Raw genomic sequence first — 25061 nt, 5'->3', positions numbered from 1 at the left:
GGGTAGCACCACATCGCTATCAAGCTAATGTTGATTTGAAATAAAATCGTGATGTTTTGAAAAAAGTTGTGAAGCTTTCCCCTTTTGGATACTTTTGTCTGAAGGTGGGTTTTTATGACTAAAAGAAAAAGAGCATCTGAATAATAGGTAGTGTTTTTACGTAATTAAAGCACTGCTTTTTCTTTTAGCTATGAAAGCATGATCCATGCAGTGATTGTTGATATGTATTGTTTAGTCTTTTAATAATTTAACAATTAAGATTTTTTAAAAAACAAGGTAAATAATATTGTTATATACGAAAAAAATCATTATAATACTACTTATTGATAAGATAGTTATTTTTATGGAGTGAAATGTGATAAAAGAGGCCATCCATCAAAATAATTATCTGAATTTTTTTATTATAAAAAACCTTTTGATATATCCCGGAATAGCGTAGAAGGATAAAATCAAAAGCACAACCCTAGGATAGAAATTGACTTTAATAAAAGTCATCTATTATTCAACGGAATCTATGTGGAATAGATTTAAGTTTATCCCGCATTAACGGGCAGTAAGACCCCCACCTCAAGATTCAGAGAGAAACAAGGAAGGTAGGTGGGGGATCAACTGCCCGTAAAAGCCCGATTGGTTCAACTAATAATCAGTGGGGGATGAAGAAAACCCCCACTGATTAAAGTTTCACTTTATTGTAGGGTTGTGAGAAATGAATAGCTCTATAGCAGCAATGTTGCAATTTTATCTTCAATTGATGGGGGAGTATTTATGAACAGTATACTGAAAAAGTGGAATCAAGTGAGTCTAGTAAAACAAATCATTGCAGGGTTGCTTATTGGTATTATTCTATCTGTGACAATCCCAGAAGTAGCAAAACCTATTGTAATTTTAGGTACTTTATTTGTAGGTGCTTTGAAAGCAATTGCGCCTGTGTTGGTACTTTTCTTAGTTATGTCGGCCATCGCACAACACAAGAGTGGTCAACAAACGAATATGAAGTCCATTATCTTCCTATACCTTTTGGGAACATTTTTAGCTGGATTAATCGCCGTTGTTGTAAGTTTTATTTTCCCTGTAACCTTAACACTTGCAAAGGGTGCTGAAGGTGTGACTGCTCCCGGCGGTATTGTAGAGGTTCTCAAATCTTTACTGCTGAACATTGTTGATAACCCAGTTAAAGCAATTTATAATGCGAACTATATCGGTATTTTAGCTTGGGCGACACTCCTTGGTTTGGCTTTACGAAATGCCTCTGATACGACAAAAACGATGATTTCAAATTTTTCAGATGCTGTATCCAAAATGGTTACATGGATTATTAAGCTTGCGCCATTAGGAATCATGGGTCTAGTAGTGGATTCTATTACTACAAATGGAATTGAATCATTACTAAGCTATGGGAAATTACTTGCTGTTTTGATTGGTTGTATGTTCTTTGTAGCGCTGATTGTCAATCCAATCATTGTGTTCGCATTTATACGTCAAAACCCTTACCCGCTTGTTTTTAAGTGCTTAAAGGAAAGTGGTATTACAGCATTCTTTACACGTAGTTCAGCTGCGAATATTCCTGTAAATATGAGATTATGTGAAAATCTAGGTTTGAATAAGGATAGTTATTCAGTATCCATCCCATTAGGCGCAACGATCAATATGGGTGGTGCCGCTGTTACGATTTCTGTTTTGACACTTGCAGCAGTTCATACACTAGGTATTCAAGTAGACTTTCCTACAGCAATCATCCTCAGCGTACTGTCAGCTGTATGTGCTTGTGGTGCTTCAGGGGTTGCTGGTGGATCTTTATTACTGATTCCTCTAGCATGCAGCTTATTTGGAATCTCACCTGATATTGCTATGCAGGTAGTTGGAGTAGGGTTTATTATAGGTGTTTTACAAGACTCTTTTGAAACGGCACTTAACTCATCCACAGACGTACTTTTCACAGCAACAGCTGAATTTAAAGAGTGGCGTAAAGAAGGGAAAAAAATAAATATTCGCAAAGTATCATAAAGAAGAAATCTAGTTCTGGTGCAAATGTGATTTTTTAGAAGCATAGAACATCAATAGCATGTTTAGCGATCGGTAATATGCATTACAAGTAAATATATAATTCAACATAAAAGACAGTGAGCAACGAGCTCCTGTCTTTTATGTTGAAAATTCGAGTCGTAGTTAAAGAAATCTTTACTCACAGTTACAAAAGGATGAGATTAATTTTTTGTAAAATTTGTCGAATTATACTTCTTTATAAAGAACGATTTGTTATGATAGTACATGCCGAGAGAATATACAATTAGGGGAGGAAGATGAATTTGAAGAAAGTAGTGAGTATCCTTTTATCGTTGATACTACTGATTTCATTTACTGGTACGGTAACAAAAGCAGAAGAGAAAAGTGTATTATCAGTAAATGATGCGATTCAACTGTTTAAGCAGCAAGGAAAAAGTAAAGGGGTAGTGGAAGGGTATATTGTTGGGTATACAGAAAGCCCTTCTAAGTACACGAAAGATCCAGCGAAGTTTGGGGATACGAATGTTGCCATTGCAGATTCTCCAAATGAGACAGATCCTGAGAAGATTATGCCTGTTCAGTTGCCAAAAGGTGACGTGAGAACAGCAGTGAATGTAAAGGATCATCCTGAAAATGTTGGGAAGAAAGTTCAATTAACAGGGACACTTGAATTATATTTTAGTAGCCCTGGTTTAAAATCCGTAACAGCATATAAGTTTCAAGGGGAAACAGAAAACCGTGTGAGCGATGTGACTGCATCACCAAATGGTGGAGAAATTGAAAAAGGTACGGCGGTTACATTAGCGACAAATACAGAGGGAGCAACGATTTATTATACTTTAGATGGATCAGTTCCAACAGATAAAGGTATTCGTTATAATGAACCAATTGTGTTAAATGAAAACAGCGTTATAAAAGCAATTGCAATGAAAGAGGGACTTACATCTTCAGCAGTTTCTACTTTTTCTTTTACAGTTGTGAAAAGTGAGCAAGTTCGTATTCATGACATTCAAGGGAAATCACATGTGTCTCCTTATGACGGGAAGAAAGTACGAAATGTAGAAGGTGTGGTAACAGCGTTAGATAAGTACGGTTTTTACATGGAAGATTCGCAGCCTGATGAAGACCCGGCAACTTCAGAAGGTATTTATGTTTATAAGAAAGATGCGAATGTAGCTATCGGAGATTTAGTTCAAGTGGATGGAGAAGTGGAAGAGTTCATTGGACCTGGATATGCAGAGAAATTTGAAACAGATTTAGCGATTACAGAGATTAAAGCAAGCCGCGTATTGGTAAAAGCAAATAATCAACAATTGCCACCTGCAGTTGTATTAGGTGAAAATGGCGTAAAGATACCAGATCAAATCATTGATAATGATGCATTTGGTGTATTCGATCCAAATGAAGATGCGATTGATTTTTATGAAAGTGTAGAAGGTATGCGTGTTACCATGCAGACTCCAAAAATTATCGCACCGCAAAAAAATGGAAATCTATATGTAACAGTTGCAAATGGAGGCGAAAAAGTAGTAACAAAATATGGAACTCCTCTATTAGATGAGAATCAATTCAATCCAGAGCGCCTTTCTTTAAAAGTATCACGTGATTACGTAGCGAAAGTAGGCGATCAGTTTACGGGAGATATAACAGGTGTAGTTGGATATGATTACGGTGCGTATCGCATTTCACCCGTAACAGAATTACCATCTATAACAGATGGTGGATTTAAACAAGTGGGTGCAAATATTCAACCACGCCTTGGAAAACTTACAGTAGCAACATACAATATCGAAAACTTTTCAGCGAATAAAAAGGAAACGTCTGATGAAAAAGTAAAAGCACTTGCTTACTCTATTAAATATAATTTAAAAATGCCAGATATTATTGGCGTGCAAGAAATGCAAGATAATAACGGAGCAGTTAATGATGGCACAACAGATGCTTCTTTAAGCGCAAAGCGTATTATTGATGCTGTGCAAGAAATTCGCGGGCCAAAGTATGAATATGTAGAAGTTGCGCCGCAAAACAATCAAGATGGAGGAGCGCCAGGAGCGAATATTCGCGTTGGTTTCTTCTATAATCCGTCACGTGTGAAATTAGCAGATAAGCCGCAGTTGTTAGAGACAAATCCAACGCGTATTGGACAAGAAAATCCACTATTTGAAAGTACGCGTAAGCCGTTAGCTGCTGAATTTACATTCCAAGGACAAAATATTGTCGTTGTTTCTAATCACTTAAATTCAAAAATCGGTGATGCGACGCCATTTGGAAAAATTCAACCGCTCGTATTAAAGAGTGAGGAAAAACGAATTCAGTTAGCACAAGAAGTGAACAGTTTTGTAAAAGGAATTCAAAAACGAGATGCAAATGCACCAGTTGTTGTAGTTGGTGATATGAACGACTTTGAATTCTCAAAACCACTGCAAGCATTAAAAGGTGATGTAATGAAAGATATGTTAGAAACGGTTGCGAAAGAAAATCGTTACACATATATTCATGACGGAAACGCACAAGTATTAGATCATATTTTAGTGACAAATAATATTGCACCGCACACAGTTGTAGATCCTGTACATTTAAATTCAAATATTATGAAGGAACATGGCCGCGTAAGTGACCATGATCCGGTACTGGCTCAGATTGATTTGAAAAAAGCTTCTTAACTATATGAATACGGATTGAAAGACCAACATAATTTTAGGTGGGAAAGAGGATCCGCTCATGTACAGAGGCGGTCAGTGCCTTTTTAAGCCCCATGCCATGTAAAAACAGAAGGAGACAATGAGTAAAAGTCTCTTTCTGTTTTCCATAGCCACAATTTATATGTTAGAAAATCAAATTGGATTTATATATAAATATCCCCCAGCATAAAGGCTGGGGGATATTTTATATTACATACCAATTGATTTTTGAATAGATTTTTTACATCTCATTCTTTTTTGAAGACGACGCATATATTTTTTTTGATCTTTATGTACACCTTTTATATACATAAATAAACTAATTCCTAAAAATAGAATGCATTGTATGATTAAAATATAAGGCGATATCCCCTGAAGCGGTTGCTTTGGATCGTATAAATGAATAGGTGCTCCGCCAATTGTAGGGAATACGATATTTAAAATTACATATGGAAGAGAGGCAACAGCAAAAGGGAATAGAATTGCCATGTAATCTTTTCTAGACCATATGGATGCAGAGAGTCCTAATACTGCCATAAGGCCAGCGAATAAAAAATTAATCCCGATATACAGGGAAATATAAGTGATGGGAGAAGAAAAATACAATGAGGCAAACATGCCATTATCTTTTATGATACTTAAGGTAGGTGTAGGACTGCCATCTGGGATTGTCAGCTTACAAAACAACAATGAAAATATGAATGGAAGAATATAAAGAAATCCTCCGATTAGGAAAGTAACGATATATTTCGTACATACATAGGGAAAAAAGGGAATTTCTTTACTTACAAATGATTTAAATTTATCAGTTTTATCAGAATTATAGCTTGTGCTAAAAGGGAGTGCTGCTAGTACAGGCATTAACAGTAAATACACATCCATTTCATTATCGCGAAAGCCAATCCATTTATAAGCTGTTGTGAAAAGCTCGTCAGGAGTATCTCCTAAATATTGCACAATATAATAATAATGATAAATGGAAACAAGGGTGAACCAACTAAACAGAAGAGTGAGAGAAATCTTATTGAAAAAGGCCTGTTTTATATGTAAACGAAGTGCACGCATCATGATTGAAAGAGCCTCCACTATTTTTTTTATCTATATTCTATATTACTATTAATTGTAAAGATTTTCTTGTTTTTTCATTTGATAATTTCGAAAAGGGGAAATTTGTATGGTTAAAGAGGCTATATGATAAAGAAATGAGTACTATATTCCTTTTTTTGTCTGTTTATTTTCTACTTTCCATTCATCGCGTTTTTTAATCTCTAAAACAACATTCATTCCAGTAGATTCTTTGTAAAGGATCTAACCACGGTCTGATTTTACATATATTGCAGGTTCTCCTATACATTGCTTAGCACAAGCGTTGTTTTGTAATTCGATTAATGATAATTCACTCGGATCAGTTTTGCTCCAATGAATGAGTGCATCTATATTCACTTTACGAAATCCTTGTAAGTCCAAACGAAAGCTCTTTTCTATATTGATAGTATCGCTAGTGTAGGTGGCTTCTACTATATTTTTTTTTCTAATAAATAGCCGTTTCCATAGAGAAACTTTAAATACCCAACCCATGCAATGAGAAGAAACATAAGAAAGAAACTAGCAATTTTTACTTGATGCAGGCGTTCACTTACTATCGTTTCAGACCGTTTCACACAGTTTAATCCTCCTCGTGTTTTTATTTTACGGTATGCTTGTTTGCATGTATTTAGAAGTAAGTTTAGGAAGGGGTGAGAAATGGAGCTAGTTTTTACGAAATCCTTATTTTTAGCATTAATGGTATAATAGATTGCACATGTATCGATTGGAATTTTTCAAATTGGAAATAAATAAAAAGAGAACTTGTAAACAAGGGAAAACCGTGATAATATCAAAAATGTACTAATTGACTATATTATCCAAATGGTCATTTTGGAGGTGGAGATGTGGCAATAGATCGAAAGCGTTCTATTATTGAAGCTGCAACAAAATCCTTTTCAGCATTTGGCTATAAAGCAACAACAATGGATCAAGTTGCAAAATTAGCGAATGTTGGGAAGGGAACAATTTATACTTTTTTCAAAAATAAAGAAGAATTGTTTGGAGAAATTATCTCTAACTTAATTACAGAAATGAAACAAGTAGCAAAAGATGCAATTCGTTCAGATGTTTCATTTTTTGAAAATGTACATAAAGCATTATATAGTATTTTAGAATTCAGAAAAGAACATCAATTGATGATTAAACTCATTCAAGAAGAAAGAGATATGGGTACAAAAGAGGTACAAGAAGGAATGCAGCAAGTAGAGGCCGAAATTGTATCCGTTATTCAATCTTACTTAGAAGTTGCGATTGAAAAGGGCGAGATTAGTGAATGTGATCCGGAAATTACGGCATTTATTATGCTTCGCTTATACGTATCACTTATTTTTGATTGGGAAAAAAATCATAAACCACTAGATAAAGAACGAATCGCAGAACTTTTTGAACTTTATTTATTAAAAGGATTGTCAAATTAAGATAATCCTTTTATTATAGTTAAATATGACTAAATGACCAAATCGGTCATAAATATTTAAAGGGGGAGATTTGAGCAAGAGCAGATTACGTATGCAAAGATGCGAGAAGATAAATATGTTTTCATTGACCAAATGGACTAAATAGTCATTTATAATAAAAAGGTGCATAGTATAGAGAATAAGATAGTGCGAGTTAGGGATAGGTAATATGGATCACATCATATAACCTTTTTATTTACTTAAAAATGACTGATCGAACATTTTGGTCATAATTGGAGAGGGGAGCAAAATAATGAGAGGATTTACACTGCTTGGCAAGGAAATTACGGAAATTATAAAAAGCAAAAAAATCTTAATACCGATTATTGCTGTTTTATTTGTTCCACTTTTATACGCTGGCATGTTTTTATGGGCGTTTTGGGATCCATATGAGCAGTTGGATGATTTACCAGTTGCGGTAGTGAATCTTGATAAAGGTGCAGTATTTGATGGGAAACCAATTGAAGTTGGAAATGGTTTAGTCGATGAATTAAAGGGTAATAAAAGTTTTAAATGGGAGTTTGTCAGTGAAAAAGAAGCAAAAGAGGGAATGGAAAATCGAAAATATTATATGCTAGTTCGTATTCCAGAGAATTTCTCCGATCATGCAACAACGCTGCTGAAAGAAAATCCCAAACCATTAAACTTAGAATATATTCCAAATGAAAGCTTAAACTTCTTATCTTCACAAATTGGCGGAACTGCGATTGAAAAAATTAAAGGTGAAGTTTCGAATACGTTAACAAAAACGTATGCAGAGAAGATGTTTGATTCGATTAGAGATGTTTCGAAAGGATTTGCGGATGCGAAGGATGGAGCAGATAAGCTACATGATGGGGCTGGGGAGTTGCAAGATGGTTCTGGAAAAGTAACAGATGGGTTGCATACGTTGCAAGGGAAGTCTGGTGAGATGGTAGATGGGGTTCATAAATTAAAAGATGGTTCAAGTCAAGTTAGTAATGGCTTGAATGTATTAGTAAATAAATCAGGCGAACTACAAAAAGGAGTTGGCGATCTGTCAGATGGTTCAAGTCGACTATATGAAGGATTAAACAATTTATCAGGTCAATCTATTAAATTTAATGATGGTTTACAACGTGCTGCATCTGGTTCTAGTGAGTTACAAAAAGGTATTACGGATCTTTCAAGTGGAATGAAAAAACTTGATGGTGCACAAGGAGAATTAGAACAAGGAGCACAAAAAATTCAAAAAGGGTTGCAAGATTTAAATAATCAATTGCAAAATGCTACAGCAGGATTGTCAAATATGGAAACGAACGTACCAGCTGTATTGAAACAAGCGAATGAACAAATTACTGGATCAGTGGAAAAAGTACAACAATTAAATACCGTTGCGCAGTCAAATGCAGGTGATGCGAATCAAGCAGCTCAAGATATAGAGGCGTTAAAACAACAAATTGAAAAGTTACCCCAAGAATCTCAAGATAAGTTAAAGCCATTTATAACAAATGTTGAAAATAGTACAGCTACTGTGCAAAAGAAATCGGCTGGAGTAGCAGGTGCAACAGCTAAACTTGAAAAAGAGGTATCACAGTTAACAGTCAAAGTAAAGGAAACGGCAAACGGCTTACAAACGAAATTACCAAACCCTGAGAATCTTAATACTTTAGCTAGTGGTGTTGAACAATTAACAAAAGGGCAAACTGAGTTTGTCGCTAATTTTCAGGAGTTTGGTAAAGGATTAGATGGGGCGAAATCTGGAGCAGAGAAATTAGAGGCGGGAAGTCAGCAGCTAAATGATGGTATAAATCAATTAGCTGAAAGTGGTCCGAAACTAGTGAGTGGAGTAAGTGAATTAGCGAATGGAGCGGGTAAAGTAAATGGGGGTTTAAATAAATTATCAGATGGATCTGGTCAATTAGTAGCAGGTGTGAACAAGTTAGCAAACGGTTCAGATCAAGTAACAGGCGGTTTAAATAAATTATCAGATGGCTCAGGCCAATTAATCGATGGCGTAAACAAACTAGCAGACGGCTCCGGTAAAGTAACAGACGGTTTAGTCAAAGTAAACGACGGAACGGGTGAACTCGCTGAAAAATTAGGCGAAGGTGCTGAAAAAACAGATGAGGTAAAAGGAACAGATACAACATACGACATGTTTGCAGATCCAGTGAAAGTACAAACTGAAAAAATGTCAGAAGTTCCAAACTACGGAACAGGATTTACACCATACTTCCTATCTCTTGGTTTATTCGTTGGGGCACTTCTTTTATCGATTGTGTTCCCATTACGCGAGACAGTTGGTATACCAAAATCAGGATTTAGCTGGTTTATTAGTAAGTTCGGTGTACTACTTGCAGTTGGAGTAATTCAAGCACTTGTTGCAGATGCTGTATTATTATTAGGATTAGGTATTGAAGTACAAAGTTTGGCATATTTCGTATTGTTTAGTATTTTGACGAGTCTATCGTTTATCGCGTTAATTCAGTTCTTAGTAACTACCTTCAGCGACGCTGGACGTTTTATCGCGATTTTAACATTAATTCTACAATTAACAACAAGTGCAGGTACATTCCCACTTGAGTTAATTCCAAAACCATTACAAGTATTTAATGCATGGTTACCAATGACATATTCTGTATCCGGATTTAAAGCTGTTGTATCAAGTGGAGATTTCGGATTTATGTGGCAAAATGCAGGTATATTAATGATCTTTATTGTTCTATTGTCACTTGGAACAATTGGTTCGTTGACTTGGATGCATAAGCGCCAATTTGGACATTTAGCTGAAGCAGAATATAGTCAGGGAGTTTGAGGTCAATTATAGAAATAAGAGGGGCAGTCCTTCATTTGATTTTTTTCATCAAGTGAAGGACTGTTCTGTGTTTATGTAAAAAGGTGTAAAAGTTCCATTTAACTTTCTAAATCGAATCATTCATTTTATACTTATGATAAAAGTAGAACGGCTTATACAGTTTTGAGCGGAAAGATATTGGATTCTATTTATAAAAGATTGGTTTATTAGAAAGTTGACATAGTAAGCGATTAGATATGGAGATGAAATGATGAAAAAGACGATTTTGGATATAGCGCAAATAGCGGGGGTTGCAAAGAGTACAGTTTCCCGTTATTTGAATGGGGGATCTGTCAGCGATGCGACCAAACGAAAAATTGAACGTGCGATTCAAGATACAGGATATGTTCCGAATACATTTGCCCAAAGTTTAAAGGCGAAGAAAACGAATATTATTGGTACAATCGTCCCACGTTTGGATTCTTATGCGTCATCGCTCACATTAATCGGTATTGATGAAGAGCTAAGAGAGCTGAATTATCAAATGTTAATATCGAATTCCAATCAAGATTTGGAACGAGAAATTGAAAATATTTATACATTGGCTAATCAAAAAGTCGCAGGGATTATTTTATTGGCTACTCAAATTACCGATCAGCATATAGAGGCGTTTCGTAAAATTGATATACCAGTGATGCTTGTTGGACAACAGCATCAAGAGGTGTATAGTTTCATTCATGATGATTATGGGGCAGCTTATGAAATAGGACAATATATTTTGGCGAAGGGTCATAAAAGAATCGGTTATTTAGGTGTCACAGAGCATGATACTGCAGTTGGTGTAAAACGAAAGCAAGGGTTCAAGCAAGCAGTAGATATAACAGCTGATTGTGAAGTGAAATATTATGAAACAAGCTTTAAAATTGAAGATGCAATTGAAAAGGCTTCTGAAATTATTGAAGAATTTCGTCCATCTGTTTTAGTGTGTGCAACAGATAATATCGCACTCGGTGCACTAAAAGCAGCCTATATGAAAGGGTTACGAGTACCTGAAGATTTGTCTATTACGGGTTTTGGTGGATACCAAGTAACAGGAGTGATTCATCCTGCTTTAACAACTGTGAAATTTTATTATAAAGAGGTTGGACAAATTGCAGCCCGAAATATTGTGAAACTTGTGAATGAAGAAATGATAGAAAAAATTTCGGTATCAAAATATGAAATAATTGAAAGAGAAAGCGTTGACAATATATAAACGCGAGCATATAATCTAATTGAAACCGGTTCCAAAAGCCGGTTTCAATTAGATTCATTTTTGGAACCGGTTCCGAAGATGGTTATAATAAAGGGGGAGCGTTATGAACTACAATAAAATTGCAAAAGAAATTTTAGATGCAATTGGTGGTAAAGAGAATGTATCGGCAGCAGCACACTGTGCAACCCGTTTACGTTTAGTTCTACATGATGAAGAGAAAGTGGATCAAAAGAAACTTGATAGTATGGATGAGGTGAAGGGAACTTTTTCTACGGGGGGACAGTTTCAAGTTATTATCGGTTCAGGAACTGTGAACGAAGTGTATAAAGAGTTTGCGAGATTGACAGAGATTTCTGGCATGTCTACAACAGAAGTGAAAGCCGCTGGAACGAAAAAGTTGAATCCACTTCAACGATTTGTGAAAATGCTTTCTGACATTTTTGTTCCTATTATTCCAGCTATCGTAGCAGGCGGCCTATTAATGGGGATTAATAACCTATTAACAGCAAAAGACTTATTTATTGCAGGAACATCATTAGTAGAAGCAAATCCTCAAATTACAGATTTAGCAGCTCTTATTAATACATTCGCAAACGCAGCATTCGTATTCTTACCAATTTTAATAGGTTTCTCGGCAACACAACGGTTTGGCGGTAATCCTTATCTTGGGGCAGCTCTTGGTATGTTAATGGTCCATCCAGATTTATTGAACGGTTATGGATATGGGGCAGCTTTGTTGGCTGACAAAGTACCCGCTTGGCATATACTCGGTTTTAGTATTGAGAAAGTAGGGTATCAAGGCACTGTATTACCAGTTCTCGTGGCATCATTTATTTTAGCGAAAATAGAAACATATTTAAGAAGAGTCATTCCAACGGCACTGGATAACCTTCTTACGCCTTTATTAACGATTTTTGTTACAGGTTTACTAACATTTACAATTGTAGGACCCATTACACGTTCTGCAGGTAACTTTTTAACAGATGGAATTGTTTGGTTATATGATACAGCTGGATTTATTGGTGGCGGTATTTTTGGATTACTGTATGCACCAATTGTTATTACAGGTATGCACCATAGTTTTATTGCAGTGGAAACACAATTACTTGCTGATGTTGCAAAAACGGGTGGTTCATTTATATTTGTGATTGCGGCAATGTCTAACGTTGCTCAAGGCGCAGCAACTCTTGCAGTCTCTTTAGTTACACGAGATAAAAAAGTGAAAGGAGTTGCCTCAGCAGCAGGGATTTCTGCCCTCTTAGGTATTACAGAACCAGCGATGTTTGGGGTTAATTTAAAATTAAGATATCCGTTTATAGGAGCGATTATTGGTGCAGGAACTGCATCTGCCTTTGTAACCTTTTATAAGGTAAAAGCGATTGCATTAGGAGCTGCTGGGTTGCCTGGTATTATTTCCATTAGACCAGATAGTATTATCCCATATGTAATTGGAATGGTGATTTCTTTTATAGTGGCTTTTGGTGTAACACTTCTTTTAGCAAAACGAGCAAAAAAACGGGGAATGGACTCTTCTCAAAAAGATGCGGCTTAATTTATTGTAATGAACAGAGGAGAATGATAGGGTTCTTCTTTGTTCATTAAGGGAGTTTGATGGAAATGATATGGACAAAAGAACAACGTTATCGTCGGATTGAGGAAGTAAGCGACGAAGAAATGCAAGGTTTAAAAGAAAGAGTAAACGGTTGTTTGTGGAGACAAACATTTCATATACAGCCTGAAACAGGCTTACTGAATGATCCAAATGGGTTTTCTTATTATAATGGTGAATACCATTTATTTTATCAGTGGTTTCCGCTCGGACCTGTGCACGGTTTAAAGTATTGGTATCATACGAAATCAACAGATCTTGTTCATTGGAAAAATGTTGGTATAGGGATTCAACCGACAAATGATTACGATAGCCATGGCGCTTACTCGGGAAGTGCAATTGAGCATGAAGGGAAGTTATATTTACTTTATACGGGTAATACTCGTGATGAAAATTGGGTAAGAAAACCATATCAATGTATTGCTATTATGGATGAAGCAGGGGAAATTACAAAGTTAGAACAGCCTGTTATTGATAAAGTACCAGATGAATATACAGATCATTTTCGGGATCCGAAGGTCTTTAAAAAAGATGAGATGTTTTATACAGTTATTGGAGCACAGCGGAAAAATGGGACAGGGTGTGTTGCAGTGTATTCTTCTCCTGACTTGCTCCATTGGCAGTGCGAAGGGGAAATACAAACTGATTTAAATGATTTCGGTTATATGTGGGAATGCCCAGATTATTTTGAAGTAGAGGATAGAGGCATTCTATTATTTTCTCCACAAGGTTTAAACGCTAAAGGAGATCATTATGAAAATATTTTTCAAGCTGGTTATATTCTTGGAGACAAATTAGATATAAAACAAATGTTTATGTCGCACGGCTCCTTTCATGAATTAGACAGAGGATTTGATTTTTATGCCCCGCAAACAACAGTTGACTCAGAGGGCAGGCGTATTGTAGTTGGATGGATGGGGTTGCCAGAAATAGATTATCCAACTGATAGAAACGGTTGGGCACATTGTTTGACGTTACCAAGAGAGTTACTTGTTCAAGGAAATAAACTTATTCAGCGGCCAATAAAAGAGTTGCATGCACTTCGTAAACAGCAGTATAAAATAAAAGATATAATCTGTAGCGAACAGAAAATGTACGAAGGATTTACAGGGAGATCCTATGAAATGATTTGTGAATTTGAAAATAACAATGCAGATGAATATGGAATTATAGTGAGAGCAAGTGAAAATGAGGGAACGATCGTTAAGTATGATGCTGTTCAGAAAAAAGTTATATTAGACCGTGCACATTCAGGCGAAGCAGTAGGAGTGGCTTATGGGACACAGAGGAAGTGTTCAATAGAATCACAAACAATTAAATTTCATGTATTTGTAGATGTATCTTCTGTTGAAATCTTTATAAATGATGGGGAAGAAGTATTTACTAGCCGGATTTTCCCGAGAGCTGATAGTAATGAAATTCATTTCTTTGCTAATAAAGGAAGTGTAATGTTCCAAGCGACAAGATGGGATTATGAATAAAAGGAGAGGTGGAGTGTATGAAGCGGTTATATGCGATTGGGGAAGTTTTAATTGATTTCATTCCCGTTCAAAAGGGAATGTTTTTAAAAGATGTGGGAGAGTTTCAAAGAGTTCCAGGGGGAGCGCCTGCGAATGTAGCAGCTGCTGTTGCAAAATATGGAGGAAATGCATCTATAATTACCAAATTGGGCTTTGATGCATTTGGCGACTTCCTCTTAGAACAATTACAGCAAGTAGGTGTAAATACAGAAACAGTTATGAGAACGAGCGAGGCGAATACAGGTCTTGCTTTCGTCTCATTACATGAAGATGGTGAACGTGATTTTTCATTTTATCGTAATCCTTCTGCAGACCTACTGTTTAGTGAAAATGAAATAGATGAAGAGTGGTTTGAAGAAGGTGATATTCTTCATTTTTGTTCTGTTGATTTAGTAGAAAGTCCGATGAAATATGCACATGTGAAAGCGATCCGCTCTGCTAAAACAAAAGGAGCGATTATTAGTTTTGATCCCAATGTGCGGCTACCGCTTTGGAAACATGCAGAAGATTGTAGAAAGACGATTTTAGAATTTATCCCAAGTGCACATATCGTAAAAATTTCAGATGAAGAATTAACATTTATTACAGGTATTTGTAATACGAAAGAAGCGATTGCATCTTTATTTATTGGGGATGTAAAAGCTGTAATTTATACAAAAGGATCCCAAGGTGCGGAATTATATATGAAGAATAAAAAGTATGAGTTGGCTGGATATCATGTAGTAGTACAGGATACAACAGGTGCAGGGGATGCATTTATTGGTGGCTGTTTATATAAATTATTAGAGAAAGAAGTAAAACAGCACAATGTAGAAGAGGTACTTCATATGCATTGGCAGGAGATACTAGCATTCGCCAATGCTAGTGGAGCCCTTACTACGACAGGAAAAGGAGCGATGTCTTCTATTCCAACGAAAGAAGAGATTAATCAGTTGATTCAAGCTTCACTTTATAAAGTATAAAAAAGAGTCGTATGATTGGATACACGGAAAAACACACTAATCCTAGTATGTCCCTTTGATTTTCCAAGTTTCACATAATATACATAAAATAACCATTTCTACTATGTTAATATTAGAATGTAATCGCATTCAGTTGAAACGTAATGGAGATGAGAAAAGATGACGACATGGTTTGTTGTTATGTTAGTTATTTTCGGTGCTTTTAAAATAATCGTAGCCAGTATTCCAACTTCTGTTGTAGAGTCATTGATTAGTAGATTTGCATTGCATCCAAAATTAAATGCCGGAGATGTTACTGTAACGATTGATGGAAAGCCTTTAGAAGATGAAGAGAAAATTCAAATGATTGATCAATTTAATGAAGCAATATTTTTAGAAAAGTATTATTTTCCCCCACAAAATAGCGGAACGCCAGTAGTGATTCATATGAAGAAGGGCAAAAACGATGTGAGTTATTCGATTTACAGTTACGACGATCACATCGATGTAGTGAAACAATATAAGAAGAAAGTAGTCGCGTATAGTTTGCGCTCTAAAGATCTTCAAAACCGTTTTATGTTAGTAACGGGGGATGCGATGTAGGTTACCAAATAGATGATTTGGTAACTTTTCTTTTTATCCCGCATTAACGGGCTGTAATACTCCCACCTCAAAACTTAAGAAAATGCGAAGAAGTTTAGGGGGAGATAAACAGCCCATAAAAGCCCGATTGGTGAGGGCTGACAATCAGTGGGGGATGGAGAAAACCCTCACTGATTGAAGTTTCACTTTATAAAAAAGATGTTTGAAAAAGGAGTAGGCATGTTACAACTTTCTCATATAAATAAAATTCATATTATCGGAGCTGTTGGAAGTGGAAAAACGACTTTAGCTAGACAAATATGTGACATAAAACATATGCCTCATATTGAGTTAGACAACGTTGTGTGGAGGAGAGCGGAAACAGGTGATATAAGGCGATTAGCAGATGAAAGGGATGCCTATTTACAAAGCCTTATTATGAAAGAATACTGGGTGACTGAAGGTGCGCATTACCAGCAATGGATCGCTCCTGTATTAGAAAAAGCAGATGTTATTATTTTTATAGATCCTTCGTATTCTACTAGGTTATATAGGGTAATAAAAAGATGGATTTTTCAATGTCTTAAAATAGAAAAAGCAAATTATAAACCGTCTTTTTCCATGCTTGTCAAAATGATAAAATGGACAAATTCACATGAAGCACAGGGACGGAAATTTATTGAAGAAATACTTACACAATATGAAAAGAAAGTGATGATTGTAAAAAGTGCGAAACAGATTTTTATTGAATGAAACGAAGTTGTTTTCGCTATAAAGTTAGGTAACGAAAAAGGCTTCAAATTCATGTGAAGCCTTTTTCGTTATTGAATGTATCTAGTTATTTAATCGTAATGTGTTGCTTTAGCCTTTCCATTTGACGAAGGTGATGGGAAAAATGCATATAAACCAATTGAAACCACTCGGCAGCATTTAAATAACCGAACCCTGGGTGCTCCGCCTTATGGTTGCTTGGAATGGAGGAAAGCCTTGGTTCTATTTCTTTCATTTTCTCAACGAGCTGTAACAATGCTTGTTGAATCGGCTCTTTATTTGTTGGGTTTTCTGGTGTGTATCCAGGGCGATTAGGCACTTTTATTTGTATGGGAGGGAAGGAACCTAGTGCATATATTTTCTCCCCTGTTTCTGTTTTCTTTCCATCTATTGTTGCAGAATGAGTTGAACACTTTTCAATCGCATGTAATTGCATGTTTGAAGCTATAAGTAAATGATTATACATTTGTCCGAGAGACCATTCGTCTTCAGAAGGCTTTTCTCTAAATTGTTCAAGGGAGTATGTTTCTAACTCGTTTGTGTAATATGTTGCTAGGTCTTCGAATTTCTCTAAAATAACATTTGTATTCATCGTGATAACTCCTTTTCTTGTATAAGATTTTGTTCTTAAGACCTACTATAAATGAATGATGTTGACACCATTATGTCAGCAGTGAAAGAAAAAATTACATTTGCATCATTTTCTTTGCTTCTTCACGAATTTTCTTCGAAAGAACAGTCGGTTCTAACACTTTTACTTGGCTTCCCCAGCTCAATATCCAAGAGAATACTTCATCTAGAGTTCTTGATTTCAAAAAAACGTGAAACCCATCATTTTTTTGTTCATAGGAATCTATATAAAAGTATCGGGATTCGATAATTTTATGCGAAATCGTAGACGGAAATAGTAAATGGATGGTATGAGTCCGATTATTTTCAGGTTGATAGTTTGGTAAATAGAAGTCTTCAGGTTTCGTAAAGAATTCCTGCTCTTTTTGTAAGTCACTCATACGATCTAAACGAAAATGACGTATTTGCTGCCGAAGTAGACAATAGGAAACAATGTACCAAATTCCTGAAATATTGACTAAACCATACGGATTCACGGTACGTTTTGTTTTGTCAGTTTCATTCGGTTTACGATAAGAAAAAGAAACACATTGCTCTGTTTGAATGGCTTCCTGCAAGAGAAGTAGCTGTTTTTCTAGTTGCTCCGGAGCTTGTTTTTGATGAGGGAAAGTACCGGAAAGAAAACGGAATGTTCCTCTTAATTCCTCTACTCTTTGTTGTTGTTCAGGAAGGAATATGGATTCTAATTTTTCTTTAGCGGTTTCTGCATGTATAGAAAACGTAGAATCAAAATTTTTCTCAACATAATCACTTCCTAACAGGAGAGTTACAGCTTCTTCTGGTGTGAATTGAATAGGTGGTAAGAAATAGCCATCCATTAAAGAATAACCTTGTCCAGGCATTGAAAATATTGGAACGCCTGATTCACTAAGTGCTTGCATATCTCGATATATTGTTCTTTTACAAGTTTCAAATTTTTCAGCTAAGCTCTTGGCTGTGACAAGTTGTTTTCTCTGTAATTCTATGAGAATAGCAAGTAAACGATCTGTTCGATTCATTATGTATCATCCTTATTTGCGAAATAATCTTGATAATGGAATGTTCGGAACTTGTAATGGGTTTTCCTGCAAACACAGACTTTTTCCTATGAACAATATTAATATAGTAAAAACATGAGAACCTATATTGCGGTTTCCAATAATATACTATATAATCTACTTAAGAAAACGTTTTCATACAAAGGGGGAGAATTTCGTGTCAACGATCGAGGACGTGGCGAAATTAGCGGGGTTATCAAGAACAACGGTTTCTCGGGTGATTAACAACCATCCGTATGTATCAGACGAGAAGAAAAAGAGGGTTCAATTGGCGATGAAGCATTTAGGCTTCGTTCCTAATTCTGCAGCAAGAAGACTTCGTAAACAAAAAACAGAAACAATTGCGGTGCTTGTTCCAAGGATTACAAATCCTTTTTTCAGTAGATTTATTGAAGCAATTGAGATTGCTGCTTCTGAACATAAATATAAACTGATTATTTGTCAAACAAGATACTTACCGGAAAAAGAAATGGAATACTTACAACTGTTATCAACAAAACAAGTTGATGGTATTATTTTATGTTCACTGGAGAATCCATGGGAGAATGTGGAGCCATACCTACAACACGGTCCAATCGTGTTATGTAATGAATATATTGAAGAGGCAAATATTCCAACGGTTAAATTTGATCATGCGCAAGGGGCTTATATCGCTGCGAAGCATGTATTAGAACAAGGTTATTGTAACCTTATTTTTTGTCGCGGGAATGAAACGAAAGTAGTGAGCCAACAGCGAAAAATGGGCTTTTTACGTGCAATCACTGAGAAGAGCAAACAAGTAGAAGTAATCGACTTTCTTGAAAACGCTTTCTCTTGGGAAGATGGTAAGAGAATGTTCCATGAAGTACTAAAGGACAAAAAAAATCCTACCGCTATCTTGGCAGGAGGCGATGAAGTCGCAGCTGGAATTATCGCAGAAGCGAAACGCCATGGCTGGAGCATTCCTGATGATTTAGCTGTAGTTGGCTTCGATAATCAAATTTTATCACAGATTACAGAGCCAGGTATTACAACAATTGAACAGCCAATTGATGAAATGGCCCATAAAGTTGTTGATTTAATGATGGATAAAATCCATACGAAAAATTATCGTAAAAAAGAATTGTATGAGTTTGAATTAGAGCTTTTGGTTAAAGGTTCAACGATGAAGAATACGATGTTACTAGCCTAGTAGACGATGTCTGCTAGGTTTTTCTTATGTTTAGAAACTACTATTCTTCGTGAACGCAATCGTCACATTTATTATGATATGCTTCGTGTTGCTCATCAATTTCCTTCCCGCAGTGCGCACACGTTTTTGTTGGTAAATTTCTGAAAAATTCCATCGGTTGATCGATCATGTAAATCCCTCCATTTCCATTTCTTAGTATCATTGTATTAGTACAAATGAAGAATGTCAACAACTGTTTTATAACAAAGTGAAAAATAATGAAAAAGTTTAGGAAATGGATTATAGTTAAAACTGTAGAGTGTAAGTAAAAACCTTTCTCATTAGAGGAGGGAGACTGCATTTCTACTCGTTTTAGAAAGGATGGATACATATGAAAATGACTGTTGTTGGCTTTTGGGGTGGCTTTCCAGAAGTGGGAGAAGCAACGTCGGGATATTTGTTTGAACACGATGGTTTTCGTTTACTTGTTGACTGTGGCAGTGGTGTACTAGCACAGCTTCAAAAATATATAACACCGTCTGATATAGATGCAGTTCTGTTATCACATTATCATCACGACCATGTTGCAGATATTGGGGTGTTGCAATATGCAAGATTAATTACAAGCATGACAAAAGGACAATTACCACAATTGCCGATTTACGGACATGGCTTTGATGTGCAAGGGTTCGCTTCTTTAACACATGAACCATATACGAAAGGGATTGTATACAATCCAGAAGAAACACTTCAAATTGGACCGTTTTCTATTTCATTTTTAAAAACAGTTCATCCAGTTATATGTTATGCGATGCGTATTACGGTGGGAGATCAGGTGATCGTATATAGTGCTGATTCCAGCTACATTCCAGAATTTATTCCCTTTACAAAAGATGCGGATTTATTTATTTGTGAGTGCAATATGTATGCACATCAGGAAGCTGCAAAAGCAGGGCATATGAATAGTACAGAAGTAGCGGACATTGCAAAGCATGCAAATGTAAAAGAACTTTTGTTAACGCACTTGCCGCACACAGGAAATACATCTGATTTAGTAGAAGAAGCAAAACAAATTTTCAGTGGCCCTATTATGCTTGCGCATAGTGGTTACGTTTGGAATTCATGAGGTGATTACATGTTATTTATTGATAATAAAGGGATTACAGATCCTACGATTAACTTAGCAATTGAAGAATATTGCGTGAAAAATTTAGATATTAATGAAACGTACCTACTGTTCTATATTAATGAACCCTCTATTATTATTGGGAAAAACCAAAACACAGTGGAGGAAATTAATGCTGATTATGTAAAAGAAAAAGGGATTCATGTTGTACGCCGCTTATCAGGCGGAGGCGCTGTATATCATGATTTAGGAAACTTAAACTTCAGTTTTATTACGAAAGATGATGGTGACAGTTTCCATAACTTTAAAAAGTTCACAGAGCCTGTTACAAAAGCGCTTGGAAAATTAGGCGTAAATGCAGAGCTTAGCGGTCGTAATGACATTTTAGCTGAAGGAAGAAAAATTTCAGGTAACGCACAGTTCTCAACGAAAGGTCGTATGTTCAGTCATGGTACATTATTATTTGATTCTGAAATCGATCATGTTGTATCTGCACTGAAAGTGAAAATGGATAAGATTCAATCAAAAGGAATTAAGTCTATTCGTAGCCGCGTAGCAAATATTACGGAATTTCTAAATGAAAAAATGACGACAGAAGAGTTTAGACAACTTCTTCTTGAGACGATTTTTGAAGGAGAAACAGAAATTCCAACATACGAGTTAACAGAAGAAGATTGGAAAGAAATCTACAAAATTTCGGAGGAACGTTACCGTAATTGGGATTGGAACTACGGTAAATCTCCGAAGTTCAACTTACAACATTCACATCGTTTCCCAGTTGGACAAGTTGATGTTCGATTAGAGGTAACAAAAGGGACAGTAACAGAATGTAAAATATACGGTGATTTCTTCGGCGTTCTAGACGTGCATGATATTGAAGAGCGTTTAACGGGTGTTCAGTTTGATAAAGAAGCTTTTGCTGCAGCGTTAGAAGACGTAGATGTAAAACGCTACTTTGGGAATATAACGAAAGAAGATTTCTTAGCATTGTTCTTTTAAGGATGAACTACTCCTCAAATTTTTGAGGAGTAGTTTTTTTGTCGTGATTTGCCGAATGGTCGATATCCTGTGTCGAATCGCTGATATATTTTAATTTGCGCCGATATATGTTGAGAAACGATCGATATATTTCAAAAATCGCCGATAAATTTTCATACACTACACTATGTTATATTTTTATGAAAAAATGGTAATAGTGGTGAGTCGCATGATTTATAGAAATGAATGAACCTTCATTTCGCTCGCGCTTACTGACAGTAGTGATTTATGACGTTACTTTATATATGATTGTTTGAATATTACTTGCTACTTGAATTTTCTTTTAATATAATGTATTTAGAATTTTTAAATTTTCTAAATTTTATAAAGGTGGGGTTTGTGTGAATCTCGTTCAATCTTTGGCTGAAACAGCAAAAAAGAAAGGGGAGAAACCGGCTTATATATTTATGGATCAGTCGGTATCGTATGACCAATTAAATAAAATGGTCACACAGTTTTCTAGTAATTTAGCAAAAATGGGCATTGGAAAAGGGGACAATGTCGCATTAGTTGTTGGGAATTCACCGCATTTTTTAGTTGGTTTATACGGGACAATGAAAGCTGGCGCAACGGTCATTCCAGTTAATCCAATTTATACTGCGGATGAAATGCATTATATTTTACAAAATGGAGATGTAAAAACAATCATCACACTCGACGTTCTTCTACCTGTTATACAATCTCTTACAACAAGACTTCCTTCTCTCGAACATATCATCATATGCGAAACCTCATCAGATTTCAATCATACAGAAACCGAAAAAATGAAAACGTTTACTAGTCTTATCGGAACTGGCGACCTATCATATGAAGGTCCGGAGCTAGATGAAGAAGATGTAGCTGTTATTTTGTACACTTCCGGAACGACAGGAAAGCCAAAAGGAGCTATGTTAACACATAAAAACTTATATAGTAATGCCAGTGATGTAGCAGCGTATTTACAATATACAGCGGACGACCGCATTATTGCAGCACTTCCGATGTTCCATGTATTCTGTTTAACAGTTGCCGTGAATGCACCGATTGTAAATGGTGCAACGATTTTAATGTTACCGAAGTTCAGTCCGAAAGAAGTATTCCGCATTTCTCGTACATATGAGCCGACTATATTTGCGGGCGTACCAACGATGTATAATTATCTATATTTATATGAAGAAGCAAGTGCAGACGACGTTAAGACGCTTCGACTCTGTATTTCCGGTGGTGCTTCTATGCCTGTTGCGCTGCTGCAAAACTTTGAAAATCGTTTTAACGTTATTGTTTCAGAAGGTTATGGATTATCAGAGGCTTCGCCAGTTACTTGCTTTAATCCACTAGATCGTCCGCGCAAGCCAGGATCCATTGGAACGAATATCTGGCATGTAGAAAATAAAGTTGTGAATGAACTTGGGGAAGAACTTCCTGTCGGCGAAGTCGGTGAATTAATTGTCCGTGGTCCTAATGTAATGAAAGGGTACTATAAGGAACCAGAAGAAACAGCGGCAGTACTTCGTGATGGATGGCTGTATACAGGTGACTTAGCGAGAATGGATGAGGAAGGTTATTTCTATATTGTTGATCGTAAAAAAGATATTGTCCTTGTCGGCGGTTATAACGTATATCCTCGTGAAGTAGAAGAAGTATTATATCAGCACGAAGCGGTTGCAGAAGTTGTTGCGATTGGTGTTCCAGATGAAAACTTAGGAGAAGCAGTGCGCGCTTATGTTGTTCTGAAGAATGAAGCGGCAACAGAAGAAGAACTCATGCACTACTGTTCGTTACACCTTGCGAAATATAAAGTACCAAAGAACATAGAATTTTTAGAGGAATTGCCGAAGAATACGACTGGTAAATTATTGAGAAGAGCTTTGAAGGAAAAGGCGTTAAATGTGTAATTGTCGGTTTGTTTAGAAATTTAATTATAAATAGAAACCTGTATGTTATTTGTAATTGAAGAATTCATTTTGAAATACGCTGCAATATGAAAGACAAGGGATAGGATATGAGATTTTTAAAATTCATTAACTGTCTATCCTGTTGCATATTATAGTAATAAAAGTACATCACTAGTTATATAGTGGTGTGCTTTTTTATTTTATAAGACCCCTAAATGATCTCATTTAGGGGGTACTTTAAAATCTTAGCTTGATGAGCATGGGGTATCGCCAGCATTTTGGAAAAAACCATGCTAAGCAAAAAAATAAAATAAGCCGCCCATATGGACAGCTCATTTACATAATTCTCGTTAGCGGAAGTAATTATTCGCTGGAGGTTTTAGGCAAAAGTAATTTCCCAATCTTTTCAATACGTGACGCTTTTGCCTTAGCAGGAGAGCTTTCTTGTATTCCTCCTTCTATCCAAACACCAATTTCTTGATCCAATTCATAGTTTTGTATCTCGTCATTCTTAGGAATCCGCACCCATACCTCTCCATAATCTTCAGTGTAGATGAGCATTCGTTTATGTTCCTTATCTAGTTTGACAATTTTTCCTTGAAAGGTAAATGTGTCTTTTCCTTCGCTTGTATTATTTACCATTGATTTATTACAAGCAGAAAGAAGTAGTATTGCCAATAGTATCAAAATTAGAGCAGGGTAAGATGATTTGTTAAACATGATCAACCTCCATTAAATTTTGTATCACTTGGGGAGAAAATGCAGTTGTTAACTTTAAGTGTTATTAGTTAAAATTATTCTCGATATGGGAAGTCACTTTGTGGCTGTAAAAGGTGTTTCGATTCAAATAACAGACACTTTTAGGATCAAAACATCTATTAGTTCATCTATACTGCCTGTAACATGCTCTACTTGTGGTAGATGATAAAACGTACTCGTTGTTTCAAAGTTGTTAAATTCCTCATTGGGCGAGTAGAGATATATTTTCTTGCCTGTACCTAAAGCAATTCCAAATTCAATGTGACTCCCTTTTCCTGCAGGCAGTAGCACCACAATAAAATCTGATTCTATTACAGCATTCTTCTCAGCTTGACCTATGTTTATTAAGTCAGTAAATGTTGAGGCTCTTTCATTTTGAGTCCAATCATATGTATGAGTGAATCCTTTGCTTTTTAGTTTTTCGCTAACGTATCTAACGTTGTCTATGTTTTGAAAACTTGATGCCACATAGAATTTCATTGGTTTCCTCCATATCTAAAGTTTTTTTAGCAAATCCTTCCGATCAAAAAGAAGTTTATTTCTTAAACAGTTGCATGACTGGACTTAATCCCATTAGGACTCCGCCAATAATCGCAGCAGCAGTGGCAGTAGCTACCGTGTTTTCCCATTGAGAAGCATAGATTCCCTCCCCTTATTAAAATGATAATTTTACCATATTATACCATTTGATGAGGGCGATGTAATGTGTAGGCTTTGTTGTATATCATATTCATTACGGGTTAACATAACGCATCATTATCCCTATAAAAAAGAGTCCTAGAAATC

Annotated in this window: 20 protein-coding genes and 1 pseudogene; 14 read left to right on the top strand and 7 right to left on the bottom strand. The window is 36.0% G+C overall.

Annotated features, from left to right (window positions below):
* Positions 1-765: 765 nt before the first annotated feature.
* Positions 766-2004: a serine/threonine transporter SstT gene (sstT, locus tag LOK41_RS24775; protein WP_174101507.1), complete on the top strand. Its 1239-nt coding sequence runs from the start codon at positions 766-768 to the stop codon at positions 2002-2004.
* A gap of 296 nt (positions 2005-2300) precedes the next feature.
* The gene (locus LOK41_RS24770) at positions 2301-4667 is read left to right on the top strand and encodes a DUF6359 domain-containing protein (protein ID WP_241818737.1); all 2367 of its coding nucleotides are present in this window, start codon (positions 2301-2303) and stop codon (positions 4665-4667) included.
* Positions 4668-4895: 228 nt separating this feature from the next.
* Here the strand turns inward: LOK41_RS24770 and LOK41_RS24765 are convergent, their stop codons facing one another.
* Positions 4896-5753, bottom strand: coding sequence for a hypothetical protein (locus tag LOK41_RS24765; protein ID WP_241818736.1), 858 nt, complete (start codon positions 5751-5753; stop codon positions 4896-4898).
* A 141-nt stretch (positions 5754-5894) separates the two neighbouring features.
* Positions 5895-6346 (bottom strand): annotated as a pseudogene (locus LOK41_RS24760) (hypothetical protein).
* A 270-nt stretch (positions 6347-6616) separates the two neighbouring features.
* Between LOK41_RS24760 and LOK41_RS24755 the strand changes: the two are divergent.
* The 8 genes from LOK41_RS24755 to LOK41_RS24720 all read left to right on the top strand — a co-directional run bounded on the left by LOK41_RS24755 (position 6617) and on the right by LOK41_RS24720 (position 16643).
* The gene (locus LOK41_RS24755) at positions 6617-7189 is read left to right on the top strand and encodes a TetR/AcrR family transcriptional regulator (protein ID WP_174101503.1); all 573 of its coding nucleotides are present in this window, start codon (positions 6617-6619) and stop codon (positions 7187-7189) included.
* A 292-nt stretch (positions 7190-7481) separates the two neighbouring features.
* Entirely contained in the window at positions 7482-10004 is a 2523-nt protein-coding gene (locus tag LOK41_RS24750) for a YhgE/Pip domain-containing protein (protein ID WP_241818735.1), read from the top strand.
* Positions 10005-10254: 250 nt separating this feature from the next.
* The gene (locus LOK41_RS24745) at positions 10255-11238 is read left to right on the top strand and encodes a LacI family DNA-binding transcriptional regulator (RefSeq protein ID WP_241818734.1); all 984 of its coding nucleotides are present in this window, start codon (positions 10255-10257) and stop codon (positions 11236-11238) included.
* 103 nt (positions 11239-11341) lie between these two features.
* Positions 11342-12790 (top strand): sucrose-specific PTS transporter subunit IIBC, encoded by a 1449-nt coding sequence (locus LOK41_RS24740; RefSeq protein WP_241818733.1) that lies wholly within the window; start codon positions 11342-11344, stop codon positions 12788-12790.
* Between the two features lie 65 nt (positions 12791-12855).
* Positions 12856-14328: a glycoside hydrolase family 32 protein gene (locus LOK41_RS24735; RefSeq protein WP_241818732.1), complete on the top strand. Its 1473-nt coding sequence runs from the start codon at positions 12856-12858 to the stop codon at positions 14326-14328.
* Positions 14329-14345: 17 nt separating this feature from the next.
* A complete protein-coding gene (locus LOK41_RS24730; RefSeq protein ID WP_241818731.1) occupies positions 14346-15329 on the top strand; it encodes a carbohydrate kinase family protein in 984 nt (327 codons plus the stop codon).
* Positions 15330-15488: 159 nt separating this feature from the next.
* Complete coding sequence (locus LOK41_RS24725; RefSeq protein WP_241818730.1) at positions 15489-15911, top strand: YfmQ family protein; 423 nt, start codon at positions 15489-15491, stop codon at positions 15909-15911.
* 219 nt (positions 15912-16130) lie between these two features.
* Positions 16131-16643, top strand: coding sequence for a P-loop NTPase family protein (locus tag LOK41_RS24720; RefSeq protein WP_241818729.1), 513 nt, complete (start codon positions 16131-16133; stop codon positions 16641-16643).
* Positions 16644-16728: 85 nt separating this feature from the next.
* Here LOK41_RS24720 and LOK41_RS24715 read toward each other — a convergent pair whose 3' ends face one another.
* Both LOK41_RS24715 and LOK41_RS24710 read right to left on the bottom strand, forming a co-directional pair.
* Positions 16729-17253, bottom strand: a complete 525-nt coding sequence (locus tag LOK41_RS24715) for a DinB family protein (protein ID WP_241818728.1) — start codon at positions 17251-17253, stop codon at positions 16729-16731.
* 94 nt (positions 17254-17347) lie between these two features.
* On the bottom strand, positions 17348-18289 hold the full coding sequence (locus LOK41_RS24710) for a helix-turn-helix transcriptional regulator (protein ID WP_241818727.1): 942 nt from the start codon (positions 18287-18289) through the stop codon (positions 17348-17350).
* A 196-nt stretch (positions 18290-18485) separates the two neighbouring features.
* Between LOK41_RS24710 and LOK41_RS24705 the strand changes: the two genes are divergently transcribed.
* The gene (locus LOK41_RS24705; RefSeq protein ID WP_241818726.1) at positions 18486-19499 is read left to right on the top strand and encodes a LacI family DNA-binding transcriptional regulator; all 1014 of its coding nucleotides are present in this window, start codon (positions 18486-18488) and stop codon (positions 19497-19499) included.
* 40 nt (positions 19500-19539) lie between these two features.
* On the opposite strand, the gene yhfH is transcribed toward LOK41_RS24705, so the two are convergent.
* Positions 19540-19668 (bottom strand): protein YhfH, encoded by a 129-nt coding sequence (yhfH, locus tag LOK41_RS24700; RefSeq protein ID WP_000567010.1) that lies wholly within the window; start codon positions 19666-19668, stop codon positions 19540-19542.
* 201 nt (positions 19669-19869) lie between these two features.
* Between yhfH and LOK41_RS24695 the strand changes: the two genes are divergently transcribed.
* The 3 genes from LOK41_RS24695 (at position 19870) to LOK41_RS24685 (ending at position 23516) form a co-directional block, all read left to right on the top strand.
* A complete protein-coding gene (locus LOK41_RS24695; RefSeq protein ID WP_174101492.1) occupies positions 19870-20604 on the top strand; it encodes an MBL fold metallo-hydrolase in 735 nt (244 codons plus the stop codon).
* Positions 20605-20613: 9 nt separating this feature from the next.
* Positions 20614-21603 (top strand): lipoate--protein ligase, encoded by a 990-nt coding sequence (gene lplA, locus LOK41_RS24690; RefSeq protein WP_241818725.1) that lies wholly within the window; start codon positions 20614-20616, stop codon positions 21601-21603.
* A 380-nt stretch (positions 21604-21983) separates the two neighbouring features.
* Complete coding sequence (locus LOK41_RS24685) at positions 21984-23516, top strand: fatty acid--CoA ligase family protein (RefSeq protein WP_241818724.1); 1533 nt, start codon at positions 21984-21986, stop codon at positions 23514-23516.
* A gap of 363 nt (positions 23517-23879) precedes the next feature.
* On the opposite strand, the gene LOK41_RS24680 is transcribed toward LOK41_RS24685, so the two are convergent.
* Entirely contained in the window at positions 23880-24236 is a 357-nt protein-coding gene (locus LOK41_RS24680; protein ID WP_241818723.1) for a DUF3221 domain-containing protein, read from the bottom strand.
* 123 nt (positions 24237-24359) lie between these two features.
* Positions 24360-24755, bottom strand: coding sequence for a group-specific protein (locus LOK41_RS24675; RefSeq protein WP_241818722.1), 396 nt, complete (start codon positions 24753-24755; stop codon positions 24360-24362).
* Positions 24756-25061: the final 306 nt, after the last annotated feature.

This window comes from Bacillus sp. TL12 (genome assembly GCF_022625245.1).
Lineage (GTDB): Bacteria > Bacillota > Bacilli > Bacillales > Bacillaceae_G > Bacillus_A.
This window is presented reverse-complemented; position numbering and strand designations above follow the sequence as displayed.

Excerpts from the sequence above, each read along its gene's own strand:
- LOK41_RS24765 (WP_241818736.1), bottom strand. The coding sequence starts at position 5,753 with ATGATGCGTGCACTTCGTTTACATATAAAACAGGCCTTTTTCAATAAG.
- LOK41_RS24720 (WP_241818729.1), top strand. The coding sequence starts at position 16,131 with ATGTTACAACTTTCTCATATAAATAAAATTCATATTATCGGAGCTGTT.
- sstT (WP_174101507.1), top strand. The coding sequence starts at position 766 with ATGAACAGTATACTGAAAAAGTGGAATCAAGTGAGTCTAGTAAAACAA.
- LOK41_RS24770 (WP_241818737.1), top strand. The coding sequence starts at position 2,301 with ATGAATTTGAAGAAAGTAGTGAGTATCCTTTTATCGTTGATACTACTG.
- yhfH (WP_000567010.1), bottom strand. The coding sequence starts at position 19,668 with ATGATCGATCAACCGATGGAATTTTTCAGAAATTTACCAACAAAAACG.
- LOK41_RS24715 (WP_241818728.1), bottom strand. The coding sequence starts at position 17,253 with ATGAATACAAATGTTATTTTAGAGAAATTCGAAGACCTAGCAACATAT.
- LOK41_RS24730 (WP_241818731.1), top strand. The coding sequence starts at position 14,346 with ATGAAGCGGTTATATGCGATTGGGGAAGTTTTAATTGATTTCATTCCC.
- LOK41_RS24710 (WP_241818727.1), bottom strand. The coding sequence starts at position 18,289 with ATGAATCGAACAGATCGTTTACTTGCTATTCTCATAGAATTACAGAGA.
- LOK41_RS24695 (WP_174101492.1), top strand. The coding sequence starts at position 19,870 with ATGAAAATGACTGTTGTTGGCTTTTGGGGTGGCTTTCCAGAAGTGGGA.
- LOK41_RS24735 (WP_241818732.1), top strand. The coding sequence starts at position 12,856 with ATGATATGGACAAAAGAACAACGTTATCGTCGGATTGAGGAAGTAAGC.
- LOK41_RS24725 (WP_241818730.1), top strand. The coding sequence starts at position 15,489 with ATGACGACATGGTTTGTTGTTATGTTAGTTATTTTCGGTGCTTTTAAA.
- LOK41_RS24750 (WP_241818735.1), top strand. The coding sequence starts at position 7,482 with ATGAGAGGATTTACACTGCTTGGCAAGGAAATTACGGAAATTATAAAA.
- LOK41_RS24675 (WP_241818722.1), bottom strand. The coding sequence starts at position 24,755 with ATGAAATTCTATGTGGCATCAAGTTTTCAAAACATAGACAACGTTAGA.
- lplA (WP_241818725.1), top strand. The coding sequence starts at position 20,614 with ATGTTATTTATTGATAATAAAGGGATTACAGATCCTACGATTAACTTA.
- LOK41_RS24680 (WP_241818723.1), bottom strand. The coding sequence starts at position 24,236 with ATGTTTAACAAATCATCTTACCCTGCTCTAATTTTGATACTATTGGCA.
- LOK41_RS24745 (WP_241818734.1), top strand. The coding sequence starts at position 10,255 with ATGAAAAAGACGATTTTGGATATAGCGCAAATAGCGGGGGTTGCAAAG.
- LOK41_RS24740 (WP_241818733.1), top strand. The coding sequence starts at position 11,342 with ATGAACTACAATAAAATTGCAAAAGAAATTTTAGATGCAATTGGTGGT.